The organism is Streptococcus infantis (assembly GCF_047460685.1).
Lineage (GTDB): Bacteria > Bacillota > Bacilli > Lactobacillales > Streptococcaceae > Streptococcus > Streptococcus infantis_AD.
The window spans coordinates 33,582-54,406 of the sequence record NZ_JASHFS010000015.1 but is presented as its reverse complement, the minus strand read 5'-3'; the positions used below and the strand labels follow the sequence as shown (position 1 = coordinate 54,406).

Genomic DNA, 20,825 nt, shown 5'->3' with positions numbered 1-20,825 from the left:
TCCTACTTATGGTAGTCTGGATCACGGAAATGCGTTTTGTAAAAGATAGTGACCAGGTATAGAACAAATAAAATATTTTGAACAGTAATTAAAGTGGCCATATTTTGGCCTAGGAGACCTAGAATCATAGCAAGTAAGGTTGGTAATCCTAAACAGTTCAAAATGAAATGATAGCACTCTTTGTAGCTTTTAAATGAAAAGAGACGCGATTTTTTCGTGAAGTAGAGCAAGAGGCTAGCACCTAAAGCAACAATAAAAAAATTAAGTCCAAAGAGGAAGCTAGAACCTAGCACAAGAAAGAGACTAATATAGACGCGATTCTGTTGATACCAGTCTTTAGAAATGGCTTGTGTTAAGCTTTCCTTGCTTTGGAAGCTCTCAGTCGTTATCGCGTGATAGCGAATGCTGGTCAATTCTTTTCCTTGCTTACTGATGATGAGTTTCTCAGGTTCAAAGTTCAGAAGTAATTCCTCAGGGAAGTTTGAACTAGAAGGGTCTCCGATTTGGATAGAAGCTTGATGAGGAGATGAACCTGCATAGCTCAACTTACCATCTACAATCTTTGCATTGGCAGCCAAATCCTGAACCACACTATCCGTCAAAGGAGTGTAGACATCATTGATGAAAGTTTCTAAAGGATAAGTTTCCTGATAGCTGTTCTGGATGGCAATAGGGATCATCGACAAGCTAATCAAGAAGATACTGGTAAAAATCAGTTGGAACCAGTTGAGACCAAAACGTTGAGATAGGGGCTTACGGAATCCCCAGATACTATTAAAATAAGAAAATGGATATGGCAACATAATTCTCTTTCTAAGGCATTTTTCTATATGAGTATTATATAGAGAAATGTGTTTAATTTCAAGTGGGGCAGGTACAATGCTGGTTGAAAGTAGGCTTTTGCTTTAAATTGTTCACAAACAAGAAGCATAACCTCAGTAAGCTTTTATTTCTCATCAGATTATCTAAGTAAGGACAAGTTTCAAAATGAAAAAGGGTGGCGGGGGTATATTACCCCTTGTCGCCACCGCTTGTAAGTCCTGAAACGAAGTTCTTTTGCAAGAAGAAGAAAAGTGTACAGATTGGAAGAGCGATGAGGATAGCACCTGCTGAGAAGTAGGCAATCTTCAAGTTCTTCGCATTGCTAACGAAGGTTTGTAGACCAACGGCAACTGTAAAGTATTCTTTCTCACGAAGCAAGAAACTAGAGAGGATGTAGTCTCCGAAAGGTCCCATGAAGGCCCAGAGTGCTTGTACCGCCACCATTGGGCGAACAAGAGGGAGAACGATTTGCCAGAAGCGGCGGAAGTGTCCTGCACCATCAAGTTTTGCAGATTCATCAAGAGACATTGGCACGGTGTCAAAGTAACCTTTCATGAGCCAAGCATTCATCGGAATACCTCCACCAACATAAAGGAAGATGAGGAACCAGCTATGGTTAAGGGCATTTAACATGAGGGCCATAACGAAGAAGGCAGTCAAAGCAGCCATTGTTGGCACCATTTGGATAATCAAGAAGAAGACCAAACTTTGTTTACGAGCCAAGAAGTTGTAACGGCTGTAAGCATAACCAGCAAGCACGATAATACTTGTCTGAACGACCATAGTGATCAAAGCGATGATCAAAGTATTAAGGTACCATGTACCGTATAAGGTTTCTGTAAAGAGCCCTTTGAAGTTATCAAGACTAAAGTTGACATTGCTGTCGAGTTTAAAGGCCACAACGTTACCAGCCTTGAAGGCAGACATAATCGTGATTAAAAGAGGATAGATAATGACGATTGAAAGTCCGATCAAGTATAGGTAAGTGAGGGTTTGAGTCAGTCTACGTTTTAGTTTGATTGAGTTATTCATCTTAGACGTCCTCCATATCAAATGCGTGTAGTTTCTTGAAGGCAATCATAGAAATAGAGATGACGATGATTGAAATAATCAAGGTAACGGCAGCTGCCATAGAGTATTGTGGAGCTGTACCGGTTGTCAAACGGTAAATCCATGAGATCAAGATATCGGTTGAACCAGCTCCACCACCGACACTACCAGGACCACCACCATTGAAGAGGTACATGATAGAGAAGTTGTTGAAGTTGAAGGTGTATTGGCTGATCAAAGTAGGTGCCGCAACTGCCAAAATCATTGGGAAAGTGATGCTGCGGAATTTTTGCCAAGCGTTTGCACCATCGATATAAGCTGCTTCATACAAGTCGTTTGGAATAGACTGTAGGATACCGAGAGTAAGGACATAGATATAAGGGAATCCAAGCCAACCTTGCATCATAATCAAGGCAACCTTAGTCCAAGTAGGGTCTGTTTTCCAAGGGATGAGTGCCCCATCGAGGAATGGAAGAACTTTAGCAAAAAGTGGCAAAACTTGAGTATTGATAGCACCAACACTATCGTTAAACATGTTTGAGAATGTCAAGATAGTGATGAAGGCTGGAACTGCCCAAGGCAGAAGGAAGATGACACCAAAGATACGTTTCCCTTTGATGAATGGTTGGTTAGCAATAATAGCTGTGAAGATACCGATTACAATCTGTAAAGTTGATGCAGACAAAGCCCAGATAATAGTCCAAGAAAGAACGGCACCAAAGGCTGAACGGAAGGTACTCAAGCTCCAGATATTTGTGAAGTTGGTCAATCCAACCCAGTCCAACAATTTATTAGGTGGTAAATGTTGGAAATCATAGTTAGTAAAGGCGATCATCAAGGTTACAATAACTGGGAAGATGATGGCAAATGTCATGGCAACGTAAGATGGGATAATGAGCAAGTATGGGAATCCATTTTCATAGATACCTTTAATCATATCCTTAAGTGTCAATGGGACAGGAATGCCATTATTGATACGTTTTGCAATAGTGTGAGCGTCTTTAATATTGAGAATATAAAAGGCTAGATAAACAATTACAAAAATAGAGTGGAATGCACCACGAATCAACATGAAGAGAGAGTTGTCACGGCCAGGTTTTTCACCGAGCGTGATCAAGTTGCTCAATTCAGGTGCTGCAAGTACTATAAAATAGAGGACAAAAACTAAAGTTACAGCAAGGAAGATAAAACCTTTAGCTTTTTGCTTGTTGTAGATTTGTCCCAACCCAGGAATCAATGAAAGCAAGGCTGCTTTTCTTGGTTGTTGTTCCATGAGTACTCCTTTCATAAGATGTGAACGTCAAGCTGAGTTCTGTTAATATCTAAAAATCAAGGGGGATAAGTTTTAAATCCCCCTTGAATCAATCAATTAGTTACCAAATTTTTGTTGGATTGTTTCTTTGATCAATGTTACAGCATCATTTGCAGCTGTTTTAGCATCTTTCTTACCGCTTACAGCGTCAAAGAGCATTGTTTTAGCTGGGTCCCAAACTGTTGACATTTGAGAGATGTTTGGCATTGGTTGAGCGTTCTTGAACTGTTTGATAACAGCAGTAGTCAACTCATCGTTTTTACCTTCAGCGTAAGTACGAGCTTCAGTGTTAGCTGGGATTTCGTTTGTTGCATCGTAGAATGCTTTTTGTTGGTCAGTTGAAACAAGGAAGTCTACGAATTTTTGAGCTCCTTCAAGATTTTTAGTGCTTGATGGGATGATCCAAGCTTTACCACCACCAAAGGCTGCGTAGTTTTTACCGTTTGGAAGAGTTGGGATAGTTGCAACACCGTAGTTTACTTTAGCATCTTTGAATGCTTGAGCTTTCCAAGGTCCATCAATGATAGCAGCTGTTTTACCTTCTTGGAATTGAGTTTGGATCAAGTTTCCAGCACCTTCAGTATCTTGCATACCTTTAGGCCATTTGTCATACCAAGTTTTAGCGTAGTTGATACCTGCAATAGCACCATCGTTAGCAAGACCAATATCTTTAGGGTCTTTACCGTTTTGTCCAAACACGTAGGCACCATTACCAGCAAGAAGTCCATATGCGTAGTAGAAGTTAGTCCAGTCAGCTAGGAAAGCAGTAGTTTTTCCGTCTTCACCAGCGAAGGCATATTTGCTATCTTTAGCAAGTTCTTCCAAGTCAGCAAATGTCTTAGGAGCTTCTTTCACTAAGTCTTTGTTATAGTACATAACAAGTGACTCGATAACGGCTGGAGCCCCATAAACTTTACCACCAACAGTTACAAGAGATTTAGTAGTATCGTCTGTTTTAGCACCGTCACTCAAAGTTACTTCTGAAAGTTGTCCGTCAGTACCAAGGCTACCTACACGGTCGTATGGTGCCATCATGACGTCAGCAGCTTTACCTGATTGGTTATCAAGTGAAAGATTGTCAAGTCCACCTAATTGGTCCCCTGTTTTAATAGTAACTTTTACACCAGCTTCTTTTTCGTAAGCTTTGGCAGCTGATTCTGCAAAAGCTTTATATTGGTCTTCAACATAGAAAGTGATTTCTTGACTTCCTGATGCAGAAGAGTCAGCAGCTTTGTCAGAAGTTTTACTTCCGCAAGCTACCAAAAGTAAGCTAGCAAGAGTAGCAGTACCAAGTACAGCTGCGCTCTTCATGAATTTAGTTGACATAGTGTATTCCTCCTAAAGAATAACAAATTTTGATTTCGAGGAAACGCAAACGTTTTCTCTTATGAACTTAGTATAGCACAAACAGAAAACGGTTGCAAGCGTTTTTTGAAAAAAATTAAAAAAGCTTATAACTGCTTAATCCCTAAAATTGCTTATATAATAGGAAGAAAAAGATGAAATCATATAAATTTCAATTCAAGAATAATTTAAGGGAAACGATTGCATGGTTTGAAGATGTTTTTGTAGAGGTAAAAAAATAAGAATATAGTTTTTTAAAAAAGCTATAAAGTAAATAAATTGAAAAGTTTTTTGTTGAAACGCTTGCATTTCTTTTTGAAATGGGTTATACTTTACTTGGCGCAAACGTTTGCGCCAAGTAAAAATGAAATATTTAACTACAAACACTTGAGGTGCTATTATGAAAAAACGTCAAAGTGGTGTGTTGATGCACATCTCATCGCTTCCAGGAGTTTACGGAATCGGATCATTTGGTCAAAGCGCCTATGATTTCGTTGACTTCTTGGTTCGTACAAAGCAACGTTACTGGCAAATCCTTCCTTTAGGCACAACCAGCTACGGAGATTCTCCTTATCAATCTTTCTCAGCCTTTGCTGGAAATACTCATTTTATCGATCTTGCTATTTTGGTAGAGCAAGGTTTGTTGGAAGCAAGCGATCTTGAGGGAGTAGACTTCGGTAGTAACCCAACTGAAGTTGATTACGCTAAGATTTACTATGCACGCCGTCCGCTTCTAGAAAAAGCAGTTAAACGTTTCCTTGAAGTTGGAGATGTCAAAGATTTTGAAAAATTTGCTCAAGAGAACCAATCATGGCTTGAACTTTTTGCAGAGTATATGGCTATCAAAGAGCATTTTGATAATCTCGCTTGGACAGAATGGCCTGATGCAGCAGTTCGCACTCGTCAAGCTGAAGCTCTTGCACACTATCGTAATGAGTTGGCTGACAAATTGGTCTACCACCGCGTAACCCAATATCTCTTCTTCCAACAATGGTTGAAATTGAAAGCATATGCTAACGAAAACCACATCGAGATTGTGGGAGATATGCCAATCTATGTTGCTGAAGATTCAAGCGATATGTGGGCAAATCCACATCTCTTTAAAACTGATGAAAACGGAAAAGCAACTTGCATCGCAGGATGCCCACCAGATGAGTTTTCTGAGACAGGTCAGCTTTGGGGGAATCCAATCTATGACTGGGAAGCAATGGATCGCGATGGTTATAAATGGTGGATTGAACGCTTGCGTGAAAGCTTTAAGATTTACGACATCGTGCGTATCGACCACTTCCGTGGATTTGAGTCTTACTGGGAAATTCCTGCGGGTTCTGAAACAGCGGCACCTGGTAAATGGGTGAAAGGACCTGATTACAAACTCTTTGCAGCTGTTAAAGAAGAACTTGGTGACTTGAACATCATCGCAGAAGACCTTGGATTCATGACTGATGAAGTCATCGAGCTTCGTGAGCGCACTGGATTCCCAGGAATGAAAGTCCTTCAATTTGCTTTCAATCCAGAACACGAAAGTATCGACAGCCCACACTTGGCACCAGCAAACTCAGTTATGTATACAGGAACACACGATAACAACACTGTTCTTGGTTGGTACCGTGATGAGATTGATGATCCAACTCGTGAGTATATGGCTCGCTACACAAACCGTAAAGAGTACGAAACAGTGGTGCATGCTATGCTTCGTACAGCTTTCGCATCAGTAAGTTTCATGACGATTGCCACTATGCAAGATTTGCTAGAGTTGGATGGTTCAGCTCGTATGAACTTCCCATCTACTCTTGGTGGAAACTGGTCATGGCGTATGACAGAGGAACAATTGACTCCTGCTGTCGAAGAAACTTTGCTTGACTTGACTACAATTTATCGCCGTATCAATGAAAATTTGGTAGAATTAAAGAAATAAGACATTATCAGGAGACACAAAAATGTTACCATTAAAAGAATTTGTACAAAATCGTTACAATAAATCTATCGCAGAATGTAGCAATGAAGAGCTCTACCTTGCTCTTCTTAACTACAGCAAGCTTGCAAGCAGCCAAAAACCAGTGAACACTGGTAAGAAAAAAGTTTACTACATCTCAGCTGAGTTCTTGATTGGTAAACTTTTGTCAAACAACTTGATTAACCTTGGTCTTTATGACGACGTTAAGAAAGAACTTGCTGATGCAGGTAAAGAGTTGATCGAAATCGAAGAAGTAGAATTGGAACCATCACTTGGTAATGGTGGTTTGGGACGTTTGGCAGCCTGCTTTATCGACTCAATTGCGACTCTTGGTCTGAACGGTGACGGAGTTGGTTTGAACTACCACTACGGTCTTTTCCAACAAGTCCTTAAAAACAACCAACAAGAGACTATTCCAAATGCTTGGTTGACTGACCAAAACTGGTTAGTTCGCTCAAGCCGTAGCTACCAAGTGCCATTTGCACACTTTACATTGACATCTACTCTTTACGATATCGATGTACCTGGTTACAAGACAGCAACTAAAAACCGTTTGCGCTTGTTTGACTTGGACTCAGTTGATTCTTCTATCATTAAAGACGGTATCAACTTTGACAAGACAGATATTGCTCGCAACTTGACTCTTTTCCTTTACCCAGATGATAGCGACCGTCAAGGTGAATTGCTCCGTATCTTCCAACAATACTTCATGGTTTCAAACGGTGCTCAATTGATCATCGACGAAGCAATCGAAAAAGGAAGCAACTTGCACGACCTTGCTGACTACGCAGTTGTACAAATCAACGATACTCACCCATCAATGGTGATTCCTGAATTGATCCGTCTTTTGACTGAGCGTGGTATCGAACTTGACGAAGCAATCTCTATCGTTCGTAGCATGACTGCTTACACAAACCACACAATCCTCGCTGAAGCCCTTGAAAAATGGCCTCTTGAATTCTTGGAAGAAGTGGTCCCTCACTTGGTACCAATCATCAAAGAATTGGACCGCCGTGTTAAAGCAGAATACAAAGACCCAGCTGTTCAAATCATCGATGAGAGCGGACGTGTTCACATGGCTCACATGGATATCCACTACGGATACAGTGTTAATGGGGTAGCAGCACTCCACACTGAAATCTTGAAGAACTCTGAGTTGAAAGCCTTCTATGACCTTTACCCAGAAAAATTCAACAACAAAACAAACGGTATCACCTTCCGTCGTTGGCTCATGCATGCGAACCCAAGCTTGTCTCACTACTTGGATGAGATTCTTGGACACGGTTGGCACCATGAAGCAGATGAGCTTGAAAAACTCTTGTCATACGAAGACAAGGCTGCTGTCAAAGAAAAATTGGAAAGCATCAAGGCTCACAACAAACGTAAATTGGCTCGTCACTTGAAAGAGCACCAAGGTGTGGAAATCAATCCAAACTCTATCTTTGACATCCAAATCAAACGTCTTCACGAGTACAAACGCCAACAAATGAACGCCTTGTACGTAATCCACAAATACCTTGACATCAAAGCTGGTAACATCCCTGCTCGTCCAATCACAATCTTCTTTGGTGGTAAAGCAGCTCCAGCCTACACAATCGCTCAAGACATCATCCACTTGATCCTTTGCATGTCAGAAGTTATTGCTAACGATCCAGCAGTAGCTCCACACTTGCAAGTTGTTATGGTTGAAAACTACAACGTTACAGCAGCAAGCTTCCTTATCCCAGCATGTGACATCTCAGAACAAATCTCACTTGCTTCTAAAGAAGCTTCAGGTACTGGTAACATGAAATTCATGTTGAACGGAGCTTTGACTCTTGGTACTATGGACGGTGCTAACGTGGAAATCGCTGAGTTAGTCGGCGACGAAAACATCTACATCTTCGGTGAAGATTCAGAAACTGTTATCGACCTTTACGCAAAATCAGCTTATAAATCAAGCGAATTTTACGCTCGTGAAGCTATCAAACCATTGGTTGACTTCATCGTTAGCGATGCTGTTCTTACAGTAGGTAAGAAAGAACGCTTGGAACGTCTTTACAACGAATTGATCAACAAAGACTGGTTCATGACTCTTCTTGACTTGGAAGACTACATCAAAGTCAAAGAGCAAATGTTGGCTGACTACGAAGACCGTGACGCATGGTTGGATAAAGTCATCGTTAACATTTCTAAAGCAGGATTCTTCTCATCTGACCGTACCATCGCTCAGTACAACGAAGATATCTGGCACTTGAACTAAGATATAAGATTTATACTAATACATTTTGTAAAAGCGAGTTTCAATTGAAATTCGCTTTTTTGAATGTTGTTAAGTTTATGCTGCTATGTCCTAAAAGAAAAGAGAAAAAATTTGTCTATCATTTGTAGCCTTAAGAATCAAACTTTGAAGGCACTAAAATCGCTGGTTTTTACTGTCTTTCAGCCTCATGTTTCTTCTTATTAGGTTACCTCAAATTTCTTGTATTCGCTTACAAATAGTGTTATAATAGTATTATAGTAAAGAAAGAGGGTGTTCTTATGTGGAAAAAATATTTTTCAAAATATAAATGGACGGATTTATTTTGGATTTTATTTGTTATTTTGACCTGCCTCTATATTGGTAACCATGATTTGTTTCCTCTCAATCATCAAGAATTCTCTTTTCGTGGTAGCGTTTGGGGTCTGGTACTGGCCTTATATCACTTATTGTTCATTGATAAGTTTGTAATTTCGAATCGAAAATAAAGTTTAGGGCTATGCTTAGCTGTGTACCTTTAGGATTGATTTTTGGAGGAAGATTTTGTCTCTATTATTTATTATTTTAAATTTGTTTATCTTGTACAAGATCTATTCTTTGAGGCGGGAGAAATCGAAATACTTGATTTATACGGCCTATATCATATTTGGGGTAAATGTAATATATGGTATTCAATGGTTATTAAGAGAACTGATTTCAAAGATTTCCGCTTAATGTGTATAGAAACTCCAGTGATTTTTGCATAACAAAACGCATAAGATTAAGGTTTTTGAGTACCTGTTCTTATGCGTTTTCGTAATATTGAGGATTTTCGGTAAGTTTTATACCTTTGGGAAGTCTAGTTTAGAATGCTTTCCCAACCAAAATCTCTGCTTCAATGGTAATCTCTGTCAGTTGGCTCCAGTCAATCTTGCTCTGGTCGATATGAAAGAGGAGAGGAGTCATACTGAGTAGGGCTTGGAGCTGATCTGGTGTGATAGTCTTAGTCAGAGAGGCCGTTTGGTTAGATAGGATGGTAAAGTGTTCCTGGAAATGTTCCTTGATATCTTGGTTAGAATAATCCTTGTTTGTCAGCTGGTCTTGTACCTTCTGACGGATTTCCTTGAGGTGATTTTCAGTTGGAATAACCTTTATCAAGATGCCGTCTTTGGATAAAACGCGACGAAATTCTCCATAATTGGCAGGGGAAAAGATATCAAGTAAGATATCCATGCTGGCGTCTTTTATAGGAAGACGAGCTAAGTCACCAACGAACCAATTGACTGCCCAGTTGGGTTCGCTCTTGGCAGCGATTTGGACAGAATCTTTGGAAATATCAAAGGCATAGAAGGTTTTGTCAGGATGACTTTCTTGTAGTTTGCGAGAATAGAATCCTTCACCACAACCGATATCTAAGACTGTGGTGCTAGTTTCTGAATTTGCTAACAAGTCAGATACAGCCTCTAAGATAGCGTGGTAAAAGCCAGATTCTAGGATTTGTTGGCGGTTTTGAAAGTTTTCCTTGTCGTAGTTGGCAGATTGCTTAATTTGAGGGGCTAGATTAACATAGCCGAATTTCGCCAGGTCAAAAGAATGGCGATTGTTACATTTGAGACTGTTCTCTAGCAGAGTCAGATTTTCTTGACAGATAGGACAGGAAAAGGCAGTCGCAGAAGCAAAACGCTGAAGTTTGGGTTTGAGATTTGTATTCATAGTTTAAGTGTATCAAAAGAGGCAAATGAAAGCAACTTTAGGAGTAAGTAGATGGGAGATTCAGTAGAAATAAAACTAATACTCTTCGAAAATCTCTTCAAACCACGTCAACGTCGCCTTGCCGTACTCAAGTACAGCCTGCGGCTAGTTTCCTAGTTTGCTCTTTGATTTTCATTGAGTATAATTCTCCAATTTATAAAATAAAATTGCTTTTATATCTAAATTGCTATATAATAATGATAAGGAGGAAATAAGTATGTTAAAAGAAGTATTGAGCGTCGCAAAAGTTGCGAAAAAATCATCACTCTTTTTGGGTGGTGTCGCATTTGGTACCCTTGGCTTGAAAATCTTAGCAAGTAAGGAAGCTAAAAAAGGTTATTCTAAAGCCTTGGCTAAGGCTTATAAGTTAAAAGACGAGCTAGATGCATCTGTTTCTGTTGTGAAGCAACATGGAGACGATGTCTTGCAAGATGCCAAATATTTGTACGAGCAAGAGAAAAAAGAAGAGCAATTAGATAGCCTTATAGGAGAATAATATGTCTTTTAAAGTGCTACATAGAGGATACCAACATATCCGACTATCATCTTCTTTTTCACTCACCTTGGATATTCAAGACTATCTTCGTTCCTTGGCGAGAGATGAAAAGGGGATTGAGTCTATCCAGTTTTACATGGATCAACAGCACTTTACTCTACGTATAAAAGAAGGCTTTTCTGTATTAGATAATGCAGAAGCCTTTTTAAAAAGAATTGATAAAGGGAAAGTTTCTGAGTTGATGACTCTTCCCATTCGTAGAGAAGAGAGTGCTTATTCTATTGTTTCAGGTGCAGCGATTAAGCGTATGATTTTTCGTAGTTTTGTGCCGTATCCTATTCGCTATATATGGACTTGTTATCAGGCTTTGGGTTATATCAGAGAAGCCTATCAAACACTAGCGCGTAAGGAACTAACGATGGAGGTCTTGGACTGTTCGGCGATTTTATTGTCCTTGTTTATGAGCCAATCCAAGACAGCTAGCAATATCATGTTTATGCTTGATTTGGGGAATCATTTAGATCAGTGGTCCTTGAAAAAAACTGCAACAGATTTAGAACAGAGTCTTCTTGCAAAAGAGAGCGATGTATTCTTAGTACAGGGCGATACGGTTGTTAGTATCAAGAGTTCCGATGTTCAAATAGGAGATGTCTTGGTCTTATCTCAAGGAAATGAAATTCTATTTGATGGACAAGTAGTTTCAGGTTTAGGTATGGTCAACGAAAGTTCCTTGACGGGAGAGAGTTTTCCAGTTGAAAAAAGAGAGTCTGATTTGGTTTGTGCAAATACAGTATTAGAAACTGGAGAGTTACGCATTCGTGTAACCGATAATCAGATGAACAGCCGGATTTTACAACTGATTGAGTTGATGAAAAAATCTGAAGAAAACAAGAAAACGAAACAACGCTATTTCATCAAGATGGCGGACAAGGTCGTCAAATATAATTTCTTGGGGGCTGGGCTGACTTACCTATTGACAGGTTCTTTTTCTAAGGCTATTTCTTTCCTATTGGTCGATTTCTCCTGCGCTTTGAAAATTTCTACTCCTGTAGCTTATTTAACAGCTATCAAGGAGGGGTTGAACCGTGAAATGGTGATTAAGGATGGGGATGTTCTGGAGAAATATCTGGAAGTTGATACTTTCTTGTTTGATAAGACGGGAACAATTACAACTAGTTATCCTATAGTTGAAAAGGTGTTACCTTTTGGGGACTATAGTGAGGAAGATATTCTCAGAATCAGTGCCTGTCTTGAGGAACACATTTATCATCCTATTGCTAATGCTATCGTCAAGCAAGCTGAGATAGAGGGAATTGAACATGAGGAAATGCATGGGAAACTCCAATATATCGCAAGCAAGGGGATTAAATCTCATATAGATGGGCAACCAGTTCTTATTGGGAATTATGTCTTGATGCAGGATGAACAGATTCATATCAGTTCAGAACAAAATGCTTTAATTGAAGAGTACAAGAGTCACTACAATCTCTTATTCTTGGCTTATCAGAATGAATTGATTGGAATGTTCTGCATTCATACTCCTTTGAGAAAAGAAGCAAAAGCAGCCTTGGAGAAACTTAAGGCACAAGGGAAAAAATTGATTCTGGCAACAGGGGACACCTTGGTTAGGACAGAGGAATTAGTCAAAGATTTGCCCTTTGATCAGGTCTATACAGACTTGAAACCTGATGGGAAATTTGAGTTAGTAGAGGAACTGCAGAAAGCAGGTCACACTATTTTGATGGTTGGAGATGGATTGAATGACTCAGCGGCTCTAACCCTATCAGATATCGGTGTGGTGATGAATGAGAGTGCAGATATTTCTAAGCAGATGAGCGATATCTTATTGTTAGATAATCGCTTGGATTTCTTCCAAGAGTTGGATTGGTTATCATCATCTTTGAAAACACTCATCAAGAAGAATATTCAAGATACCGTTGTCGTAAATAGTAGTTTGATTGGCTTTGGCTTATTTAATTGGCTCAGCCCTTCAAACCTCTCTATCCTACATAATCTAACAACCTTGCGCATTGTACTGCGTAGCCTGTCTATTAAAAATAGATAGATGAGAGTTATTAACAGCAAAAAGGAGTTACCTTTATCGAGGTTAACTCCTTTGTTTATAGGTAAATGTTGAACAATTTAGTAAGTCAATACAAAATATTTTTTCTTCCCACGGCGGATAACGGTCAGTTCGTTCTCTAACTTATCTGCATCACTTAAGACATAGTCAAGGTCTTGGATACGGTCACCGTTGACATAGATGGCTCCGTTTTGTACGTCTTCACGGGCTTGGCGTTTTGAGTTAACCACACCAGATGATACGAGAAGTTCTACGATATTGAGGTTTTCGTCTTCTTGTACTTGGTAGTTTGGTACACCACGAAGTCCTTGTTTGAGTTCTTTGACAGAAAGGTTTTTGATATTTCCAGCAAAGAGTTGCTCTGTGATGTTAAGGGCTTCTTTGTAAGCTTCTTCTCCGTGAACAAGTGTTACAACTCCACGAGCTAAGACTTTTTGAGCCAAGCGTTCGTGTGGAGCTGCTTCAAATTGTTTGCGGATGTCTTCAATCTCATCCAGTGACAAGAAAGTAAAGATTTTCAAGAAGCGAACAGCGTCAGCGTCCATAACATTCATCCAGAATTGGTACATTTCGTATGGAGAAGTCTTTTCAGGGTTTAGCCAAACAGCATTCCCTTCAGATTTACCAAATTTCTTACCAGTTGCGTCTGTGATGAGTGGGACAGTGATTACGTGACCAGTCTTGTCAGCCTTACGACGAAGCAATTCTGTACCAGCTGTCATATTTCCCCATTGGTCAGAACCACCGATTTGGAGGGTTACATTGTGCTCTTGGTTGAGGACAAAGAAGTCGTAACCTTGCATGATTTGGTAGGCAAACTCAGTGTAAGAAATCCCTGTTTCAATCCGTTTTTTAACAGACTCCTTGCTCATCATGTAGTTGACAGTGAAGTATTTTCCGATATCACGGAGGAAGTCAATGAAGCTGATGCTGCCAAACCAGTCGTAGTTGTTGACCATGACAGCTTTATTTTCACCATTTTCAAAATCAAGAAAGCGAGAAAGTTGTCCTTGGATAGACTTGACCCAGCCATCTACTGTGTCTTTTGTTTGGAGACTACGCTCAGCATCTTTGAAGGACGGATCTCCGATGAGACCTGTAGCACCGCCAACGAGCGCATAAGGTTTGTGACCTGCTAACTGCAAACGACGACTTGTCAAGATTGCGACAAGGTGGCCTAGGTGAAGGCTGTCAGCAGTTGGATCGTAGCCAGTATAATAAGAAACTTGACCTTCTTCTAGGGCTTTACGCAAAGCTTCTTCATCAGTCGTTTGAAAAATCAAACCACGCTCTTTTAGCTCATCAAAAATGTGCATGTGTCTTTTCTCCTTTTTAAAATATTGTTTCTACCTATTGTACCACAAACTTAGTAAATAACCTAGTAAAATCGGGAAGAAAGTTGCTGCTTGGACTTTTTTGGAAACGAGTGAAATATGGTATAATAGCACTAGCTTATTTTCAGAGAAATAGATAAAAATCGTTAAGAAAGGGGCTGAAAGATGTCTCATATTATTGAATTGCCAGAAGTCTTGGCCAACCAGATTGCAGCAGGAGAAGTGATCGAACGTCCTGCCAGTGTAGTTAAAGAGTTGGTTGAAAATGCTATCGACGCTGGCTCAAGCCAGATTATCGTTGAGATTGAAGAAGCTGGTCTTAAGAAAATCCAAATCACAGATAATGGTCACGGGATTGCCCACGATGAGGTAGAGTTGGCTCTCCGCCGTCATGCTACCAGTAAGATTAAGAATCAAGCGGATCTTTTTCGGATTCGGACCCTCGGTTTTCGTGGTGAAGCTCTGCCTTCGATCGCATCTGTCAGTGTTTTAACTTTGTTGACTGCGGTGGATGGAGCAAGTCACGGGACCAAGTTAGTGGCTCGTGGGGGAGAAGTAGAAGAAGTTGTGCCTGCGACCAGTCCTGTTGGGACCAAGGTTTGTGTGGAGGATCTCTTTTTCAACACACCAGCCCGTCTCAAGTATATGAAGAGCCAGCAGGCAGAGTTGTCTCATATCATCGATATCGTCAATCGTCTAGGCTTTGCTCATCCTGAGATTTCCTTTAGCCTGATTAGCGATGGCAAGGAAATGACACGAACAGCTGGTACGGGTCAACTGCGTCAAGCCATTGCTGGAATCTATGGTTTAGCTAGTGCCAAAAAGATGGTTGAGATTGAGAATTCGGACCTAGACTTTGAGATTTCAGGTTTTGTCTCATTGCCTGAATTGACACGGGCTAATCGTAACTACATCAGTCTTTTTATCAATGGCCGTTATATCAAAAATTTCCTGCTCAATCGTGCTATTTTAGATGGTTACGGCAGCAAGCTCATGGTGGGGCGTTTTCCGCTGGCTGTCATTCACATCCAGATCGATCCGTATCTAGCAGATGTCAATGTGCATCCAACCAAGCAAGAAGTGCGGATTTCCAAGGAAAGAGAACTGATGGCGCTGGTTTCAGAAGCTATCGCAAAGAGTCTAAAGGAACAGACCTTGATTCCAGATGCTTTGGAAAATCTTGCTAAGTCTACGGTTCGTAATCGTGAAAAAGTAGAGCAAACCACCTTGCCGCTGAGAGAAAATACGCTTTACTATGAAAAAACGGAACAAACTAGACCTACTCAAGCTGAGGTGGCAGACCATCAGGTAAACTTGACAGAAGAGAAACAGGATTTGAACCTGTTTGCTAAGGAAACATTGGATCAGTTGACCAAGCCAGCTAAACTGCATTTTGCAGAGAGAAAATCGGTCAGCTACGACCAACTAGACCATCCAGAGCTAGACCTAGCTAGTCTGGATAAGGCTTATGATAAGCTGGAGCGAGAAGAATCTTCAAGCTTCCCAGAGTTGGAATTTTTCGGTCAGATGCATGGAACCTATCTCTTTGCCCAAGGTCGAGATGGGCTCTACATCATAGATCAGCACGCGGCTCAGGAACGGGTTAAGTATGAGGAGTACCGTGAGAGCATTGGCAATGTTGACCAGAGCCAGCAGCAACTCCTAGTGCCTTATATTTTTGAATTTCCTGCGGATGATGCCCTTCGTCTCAAGGAAAGAATGTCTCTTTTAGAGGAAGTAGGCGTCTTTCTAGCAGAGTACGGGGAGAATCAATTTATCCTACGGGAACATCCTATTTGGATGGCAGAGGAGGAAATCGAGTCTGGAATCTATGAGATGTGCGACATGCTCCTTTTAACCAAGGAAGTTTCGATCAAGAAATACCGGGCAGAGCTAGCTATCATGATGTCCTGCAAACGGTCTATCAAGGCCAACCATCGTATCGATGACCACTCAGCTAGACAGCTGCTCTATCAGCTTTCCCAATGTGACAACCCCTACAACTGTCCACACGGACGTCCTGTTTTGGTTCACTTTACCAAGTCGGACATGGAAAAGATGTTCCGTCGCATTCAGGAAAATCATACTAGCCTCCGAGAGCTAGGAAAATACTAATACTCTTCGGAAATCTCTCTAAACTGCGTCAGCCTTACCTTGCCTGACTCAAGTTATGCCTACGGTTAGCTTCCTAGTTTAGATTTGATTTTCATTGAGTATAAATTGAAGGGAAAATTATGTACGAATATCTAAAGGGTATTATTACCAAAATTACTGCTAAATATATCGTCCTTGAGGCAAATGGTATCGGTTATATCCTGCATGTGGCTAATCCCTATGCTTACTCAGGACAAGTTAACCAAGAAGCGCAAATCTATGTGCATCAAGTCGTTCGCGAAGATGCTCATCTCCTTTACGGTTTCCGTTCAGAAGACGAGAAAAAACTCTTTCTCAGCTTGATTTCGGTGTCGGGCATTGGTCCTGTATCAGCTCTGGCTATCATTGCAGCTGATGACAATGCAGGGCTTGTTCAAGCCATCGAGACTAAGAATATAACCTACCTGACCAAGTTCCCTAAAATCGGGAAGAAAACAGCCCAACAGATGGTCTTGGACTTAGAAGGTAAGGTGGTTGTGGCCGGTGACGACCTTCCTGCTAAGGTGGCAGTGCAAACCAACGCTGAAAACCAAGAACTGGAAGAAGCAATGGAGGCCATGTTGGCACTGGGCTACAAGGCAACTGAGCTTAAGAAAATCAAGAAATTCTTTGAAGGAACTTCTGATACAGCTGAAAACTACATCAAATCGGCCCTTAAGATGTTGGTGAAATAGGAGATTTCTATGGCAAAACGTTGTGGCTGGGTTAAAATGACCAATCCGTTATATATAGCTTACCATGATGAAGAATGGGGCCAGGCCCTCCATGATGACCAAGCATTGTTTGAGTTATTGTGCATGGAAACCTATCAGGCAGGCCTGTCTTGGGAAACGGTGCTCAACAAACGCCAAGCTTTCCGAGAAGCCTTTCATGGCTATCAAATTCAAGCTGTTGCAGACATGACGGATGAAGAATTGGAAGCTTTGATGGATAATCCAGCCATCATCCGCAATCGTGCCAAGATATTTGCGACGCGAGCCAACGCTCAGGCTTTTCTACAAGTTCAGGCAGAATTCGGAACTTTTGATGCTTATCTTTGGTCTTTTGTAGATGGGAAGACCATTGTGAATGATGTACCTGACTACAGCCAGGCGCCTGCCAAAACAGCTCTATCTGAAAAATTATCCAAAGAATTCAAAAAACGTGGCTTCAAATTTACTGGACCAGTCGCTGTCTTGTCCTATCTGCAGGCTGCAGGTCTGGTTGATGACCATGAGAATGATTGTGAATGGAAGGGGCTTAAATGAAGTCTACAAAATATAAGGGAGTTCTGATTTTTGGGCTCCTATATACAATTCTCTTTGTATTTGATGGCGTTAGATGGTTGGCTTCCCTGATGCCATCTACCATTGCAAATTATCTAGTCTATGTAGTATTAGCACTATACGGCTCTTTCTTGTTCAAGGATCGATTAATCCAACAATGGAATGAGATTAGAAATTCTAAAAGAAAATTCTTCCTTGGCGTCTTAACAGGATGGCTCTTTCTCATTCTGATGACTGTTGCCTTTGGATTTATATCAGAGTTGTTGAGGCAGTTTTTGGGGCTGGTCGGACAAGGTCTAAACCAGTCGAATATTCAAAGTACCTTTCAAGAGCAACCACTACTGATAGCGGTTTTCGCCTGCATCATTGGACCTTTGGTGGAAGAACTCTTTTTCCGTCAGCTCTTATTGCATCACTTGCAGAAAAGTCTGCCAAGTTGGCTAAGCATTCTTCTGGTAGGAATTGTCTTTGCTCTGACTCATATGCATAATGTAAGTTTATCAGAGTGGGTCGGTGCAGTCGGATACCTAGGTGGGGGCCTCGCCTTTTCTATTATTTATGTGAAAGAAAAGGAGAATATCTACTATCCCCTACTTGTTCACATGTTAGGCAATAGCCTCTCCTTTATTATTTTAGCTATCGGTAGTATGTGATGAAAATGCCAGTAATGATAATGAGAAAAAGCTGAGAAATTCATCTCAGCTTTCTTTGTTATAGTCAAAGCGAATGACTTGTTCCTGTGCATCTACATAGGTGTGGACTCCGAAGGGAACAATGGCTCTTGGAGTTGCGTGGCCGACATTCAGATTATAGACAATAGGGATATTGCTGTCAATGATATCCAATAGCGCCTCTTTATAGTCGTCATAGAAAGTTTCATCTATAGGTTTTCCGACCAGGAGTCCACTGATGACCTCGAATATCCCAGTGTTTTTTAAAGTCCGCAACATCTTTTTGAAGTCTTCTGGTTCAGGCTTTTCTTCGCTTGTCTCTAGCAAGAGGATCTTTCCTTCCCAGTCTGACAAGTCAGGGAAAAGTTTGTATTTTTGACAGAGCTCCGTGCTATCTGCGTATCGAGAGTTGTCAAAGATATCGTAGAGGGATTCGAGGCAACCGCCGAGGATTTCCCCCTCGAACTGGGCATTTCCTTGTAACAAGTCAAAACCAGTATTTGCATGACTGACACGAGGTGTCCCCAGAGCTTTGGGACTGAAGTCAGTCCTTTCCTCATACCAAACATCACTAGGGCGGATTTCTGAGATTCTTCCCGTCTCAATCAATTCTTTGAAGTAGTGAAGGCTATAGGGCAACATCTCCTTGTCTAATTCACAAATGTCAGCTAAAAAGGATTGGCCATAAAAAGTCTTGATTCCTAGTTTATGCAACATGAGATGGTTCATGGTTGTATCCGAGAAACCAAGAAATATTTTTTGGTTGATAACCTTTTGTAGTTGGTCATTTTCAAAAAGATAAGGTAGTAAGCGATAGGTATCGTCTCCACCGATGGCGCATAGGATTATGTCGATGCTATCATCAGAAAAGGCATGAATCAAATCCTCTGCACGAGCTTCAGGATGGTCCTTGATAAAGTCTAATCCTTTTTGCGAATAGGGCAAAAAGATAGGATTGAGTCCCAAGTTCTTGAGACGTTGGACACCCAAGTCCACTTCGTGTTTTACAAAGTCCTCTCCGATAATGCCACTAGACAAGCTCACAATACCAATAGTAGAAACCATATCTTATCCTCCGAGAAATAGATTGAGCTTATTTTATCACAAAAGATGAGGGAAAACAACAAGAATTAGAGTCAGAAGAAGACTTTTAGATCAAGAAAGTAGTAAAAAAGCAACCAATCGTGTGGTTACTTTTTCTTTTTATACTAGTTGCATTCTTATAGAGCAGTAAGGAAGGTCAGTCCGCCAAGGATAACCCCAGCCGAGTTTGGAATGATTAGAATCCAGTCTTTCTTAGGCTCTTTTGTCCATCCATAAATGACCCAGATTAAGCAAGAGACAGCTGCTGATAAAGGTTGAAATGGTTGAGCTTTATTTCCTTGTAAATTGGCAAAAATTTGGGGGATGTAGGCTATAAATACAATAATCCCGATAAAGGCACCAATTGAACCAACAATTTGATTAATTCTCTGTTTAGTCATATATATTTCTCCTTATTACTTTATTAGTATAACAGAAAAACAGCTTGGATTCAAGGGTAAAACCTTGGGATTCTAAGGGAGGACTTTACATTAGAATCTTTTTAGACGTTGCGTCTACTTTTCTTTAGAGAATCAAAAAATGATTTGGAACTACAAAAAAGTAGTCTGTCTACAAAACACACTACTTTTATTGTTTATCTTAATATCTAGCTGGTCCTGCACTTGCGCTCTTAATGTTGAACCGTTTTTTGAGGTAGAAACGTAGGGCAAGGAGAGCTCCTCCAATCACCAACAAAACAAGAGGTGGTAAGCTGATGTTGATGGCTTGTGGAAGGAAGTTACTCAAGAAGAGGATGAAAACCCAGGCAAACATGGTTGCTAACATAACCAAAAGTGATTTCCAGAATGGAGGGCGTTGGCTACGGTCAGTATCTGGTCCGTAGTAGCGGTAGATGAAGTGGTAGAGCAGGTAAAAGGCGACTCCACCAAAGGCCCCTACACTGATAAGTGTTACCAAGCCGTAGGCCACAGGTTGGTTTGAGAAGAAGCTCATCAAGGCGCTAACTACTGCAAATAGTCCTGTGATGAAAAGGGCTGAATCCAACATCATCAATTTTGGATCGTCGTTTTCTTTTGGATGTTCTTTTTCGTACTGCTCTTTTTCGCTGAAACTATGAGCCCAGTGAGTTGGTGCTCCGTAGATAGAACGTGCTGTCACTCCTTTTGGTTGCTCCTCAAGGATATGAGGAATGACTTCTTCAAGGATAGCCTTGATTTCAGCATCTGTTTTTCCGTCCTTGAGAAATTGCTGGGTTGCAATATGGATAAATTCCTGGTTTTTCTTTGTTAATTCTTTTAAATCAATCTGTGACATAATAACTCC

18 protein-coding genes are annotated in these 20,825 nt (G+C 40.7%); 9 read left to right on the top strand and 9 right to left on the bottom strand.

Features of this window, described 5'->3' with window-relative positions; translation table 11 throughout:
* Nucleotides 1-2: 2 nt before the first annotated feature.
* The 4 genes from QM917_RS08295 to QM917_RS08280 form a co-directional block, all read right to left on the bottom strand.
* The gene (locus QM917_RS08295; RefSeq protein ID WP_414285447.1) at nt 3-803 is read right to left on the bottom strand and encodes a DUF1189 domain-containing protein; all 801 of its coding nucleotides are present in this window, start codon (nt 801-803) and stop codon (nt 3-5) included.
* Between the two features lie 208 nt (nt 804-1,011).
* Nucleotides 1,012-1,854, bottom strand: a complete 843-nt coding sequence (locus tag QM917_RS08290; RefSeq protein WP_006149616.1) for a sugar ABC transporter permease — start codon at nt 1,852-1,854, stop codon at nt 1,012-1,014.
* 1 nt (nt 1,855) lies between these two features.
* Entirely contained in the window at nt 1,856-3,145 is a 1,290-nt protein-coding gene (locus QM917_RS08285; protein ID WP_414285446.1) for an ABC transporter permease subunit, read from the bottom strand.
* 96 nt (nt 3,146-3,241) lie between these two features.
* The gene (locus tag QM917_RS08280) at nt 3,242-4,510 is read right to left on the bottom strand and encodes an extracellular solute-binding protein (protein WP_414276417.1); all 1,269 of its coding nucleotides are present in this window, start codon (nt 4,508-4,510) and stop codon (nt 3,242-3,244) included.
* A gap of 418 nt (nt 4,511-4,928) precedes the next feature.
* Between QM917_RS08280 and malQ the strand changes: the two genes are divergently transcribed.
* From malQ to QM917_RS08265, 3 genes are all read left to right on the top strand, one after another.
* Nucleotides 4,929-6,446: a 4-alpha-glucanotransferase gene (malQ, locus tag QM917_RS08275; RefSeq protein WP_414285445.1), complete on the top strand. Its 1,518-nt coding sequence runs from the start codon at nt 4,929-4,931 to the stop codon at nt 6,444-6,446.
* Between the two features lie 22 nt (nt 6,447-6,468).
* Nucleotides 6,469-8,727 carry a glycogen/starch/alpha-glucan family phosphorylase gene (gene glgP / locus QM917_RS08270; RefSeq protein WP_414285444.1) on the top strand — a complete coding sequence of 753 codons (2,259 nt, stop codon included), beginning with the start codon at nt 6,469-6,471 and terminating at the stop codon, nt 8,725-8,727.
* Nucleotides 8,728-9,005: 278 nt separating this feature from the next.
* On the top strand, nt 9,006-9,212 hold the full coding sequence (locus QM917_RS08265; protein ID WP_033675785.1) for a hypothetical protein: 207 nt from the start codon (nt 9,006-9,008) through the stop codon (nt 9,210-9,212).
* Nucleotides 9,213-9,567: 355 nt separating this feature from the next.
* On the opposite strand, the gene QM917_RS08260 is transcribed toward QM917_RS08265, so the two are convergent.
* Complete coding sequence (locus tag QM917_RS08260) at nt 9,568-10,416, bottom strand: putative RNA methyltransferase (RefSeq protein ID WP_414273097.1); 849 nt, start codon at nt 10,414-10,416, stop codon at nt 9,568-9,570.
* Nucleotides 10,417-10,672: 256 nt separating this feature from the next.
* On the opposite strand from QM917_RS08260, the gene QM917_RS08255 reads away from it, so the two are divergent.
* On the top strand, nt 10,673-10,951 hold the full coding sequence (locus QM917_RS08255; protein ID WP_000910903.1) for a DUF6110 family protein: 279 nt from the start codon (nt 10,673-10,675) through the stop codon (nt 10,949-10,951).
* A gap of 1 nt (nt 10,952) precedes the next feature.
* Nucleotides 10,953-13,016, top strand: a complete 2,064-nt coding sequence (locus QM917_RS08250; RefSeq protein ID WP_414285443.1) for a heavy metal translocating P-type ATPase — start codon at nt 10,953-10,955, stop codon at nt 13,014-13,016.
* 77 nt (nt 13,017-13,093) lie between these two features.
* Here QM917_RS08250 and tyrS read toward each other — a convergent pair whose 3' ends face one another.
* On the bottom strand, nt 13,094-14,350 hold the full coding sequence (tyrS, locus tag QM917_RS08245) for a tyrosine--tRNA ligase (protein WP_414285442.1): 1,257 nt from the start codon (nt 14,348-14,350) through the stop codon (nt 13,094-13,096).
* A 183-nt stretch (nt 14,351-14,533) separates the two neighbouring features.
* Between tyrS and mutL the strand changes: the two genes are divergently transcribed.
* The 4 genes from mutL (at nt 14,534) to QM917_RS08225 (ending at nt 18,440) form a co-directional block, all read left to right on the top strand.
* The gene (gene mutL, locus QM917_RS08240) at nt 14,534-16,483 is read left to right on the top strand and encodes a DNA mismatch repair endonuclease MutL (RefSeq protein ID WP_414285441.1); all 1,950 of its coding nucleotides are present in this window, start codon (nt 14,534-14,536) and stop codon (nt 16,481-16,483) included.
* A 119-nt stretch (nt 16,484-16,602) separates the two neighbouring features.
* The gene (ruvA, locus tag QM917_RS08235; RefSeq protein WP_281335264.1) at nt 16,603-17,196 is read left to right on the top strand and encodes a Holliday junction branch migration protein RuvA; all 594 of its coding nucleotides are present in this window, start codon (nt 16,603-16,605) and stop codon (nt 17,194-17,196) included.
* A 9-nt stretch (nt 17,197-17,205) separates the two neighbouring features.
* The gene (locus QM917_RS08230) at nt 17,206-17,769 is read left to right on the top strand and encodes a DNA-3-methyladenine glycosylase I (protein WP_281335265.1); all 564 of its coding nucleotides are present in this window, start codon (nt 17,206-17,208) and stop codon (nt 17,767-17,769) included.
* On the top strand, nt 17,766-18,440 hold the full coding sequence (locus tag QM917_RS08225) for a lysostaphin resistance A-like protein (RefSeq protein ID WP_414276423.1): 675 nt from the start codon (nt 17,766-17,768) through the stop codon (nt 18,438-18,440). Before QM917_RS08230 ends, QM917_RS08225 begins: the two co-directional genes overlap by 4 nt.
* Before the next feature lie 45 nt (nt 18,441-18,485).
* On the opposite strand, the gene QM917_RS08220 is transcribed toward QM917_RS08225, so the two are convergent.
* The 3 genes from QM917_RS08220 to QM917_RS08210 form a co-directional block, all read right to left on the bottom strand.
* Complete coding sequence (locus QM917_RS08220; RefSeq protein WP_414285440.1) at nt 18,486-19,523, bottom strand: S66 family peptidase; 1,038 nt, start codon at nt 19,521-19,523, stop codon at nt 18,486-18,488.
* Between the two features lie 155 nt (nt 19,524-19,678).
* A complete protein-coding gene (locus QM917_RS08215) occupies nt 19,679-19,942 on the bottom strand; it encodes a SemiSWEET family transporter (RefSeq protein WP_004250486.1) in 264 nt (87 codons plus the stop codon).
* A 199-nt stretch (nt 19,943-20,141) separates the two neighbouring features.
* A complete protein-coding gene (locus QM917_RS08210; protein ID WP_006146142.1) occupies nt 20,142-20,816 on the bottom strand; it encodes a DUF1129 domain-containing protein in 675 nt (224 codons plus the stop codon).
* Nucleotides 20,817-20,825 lie beyond the last annotated feature (9 nt).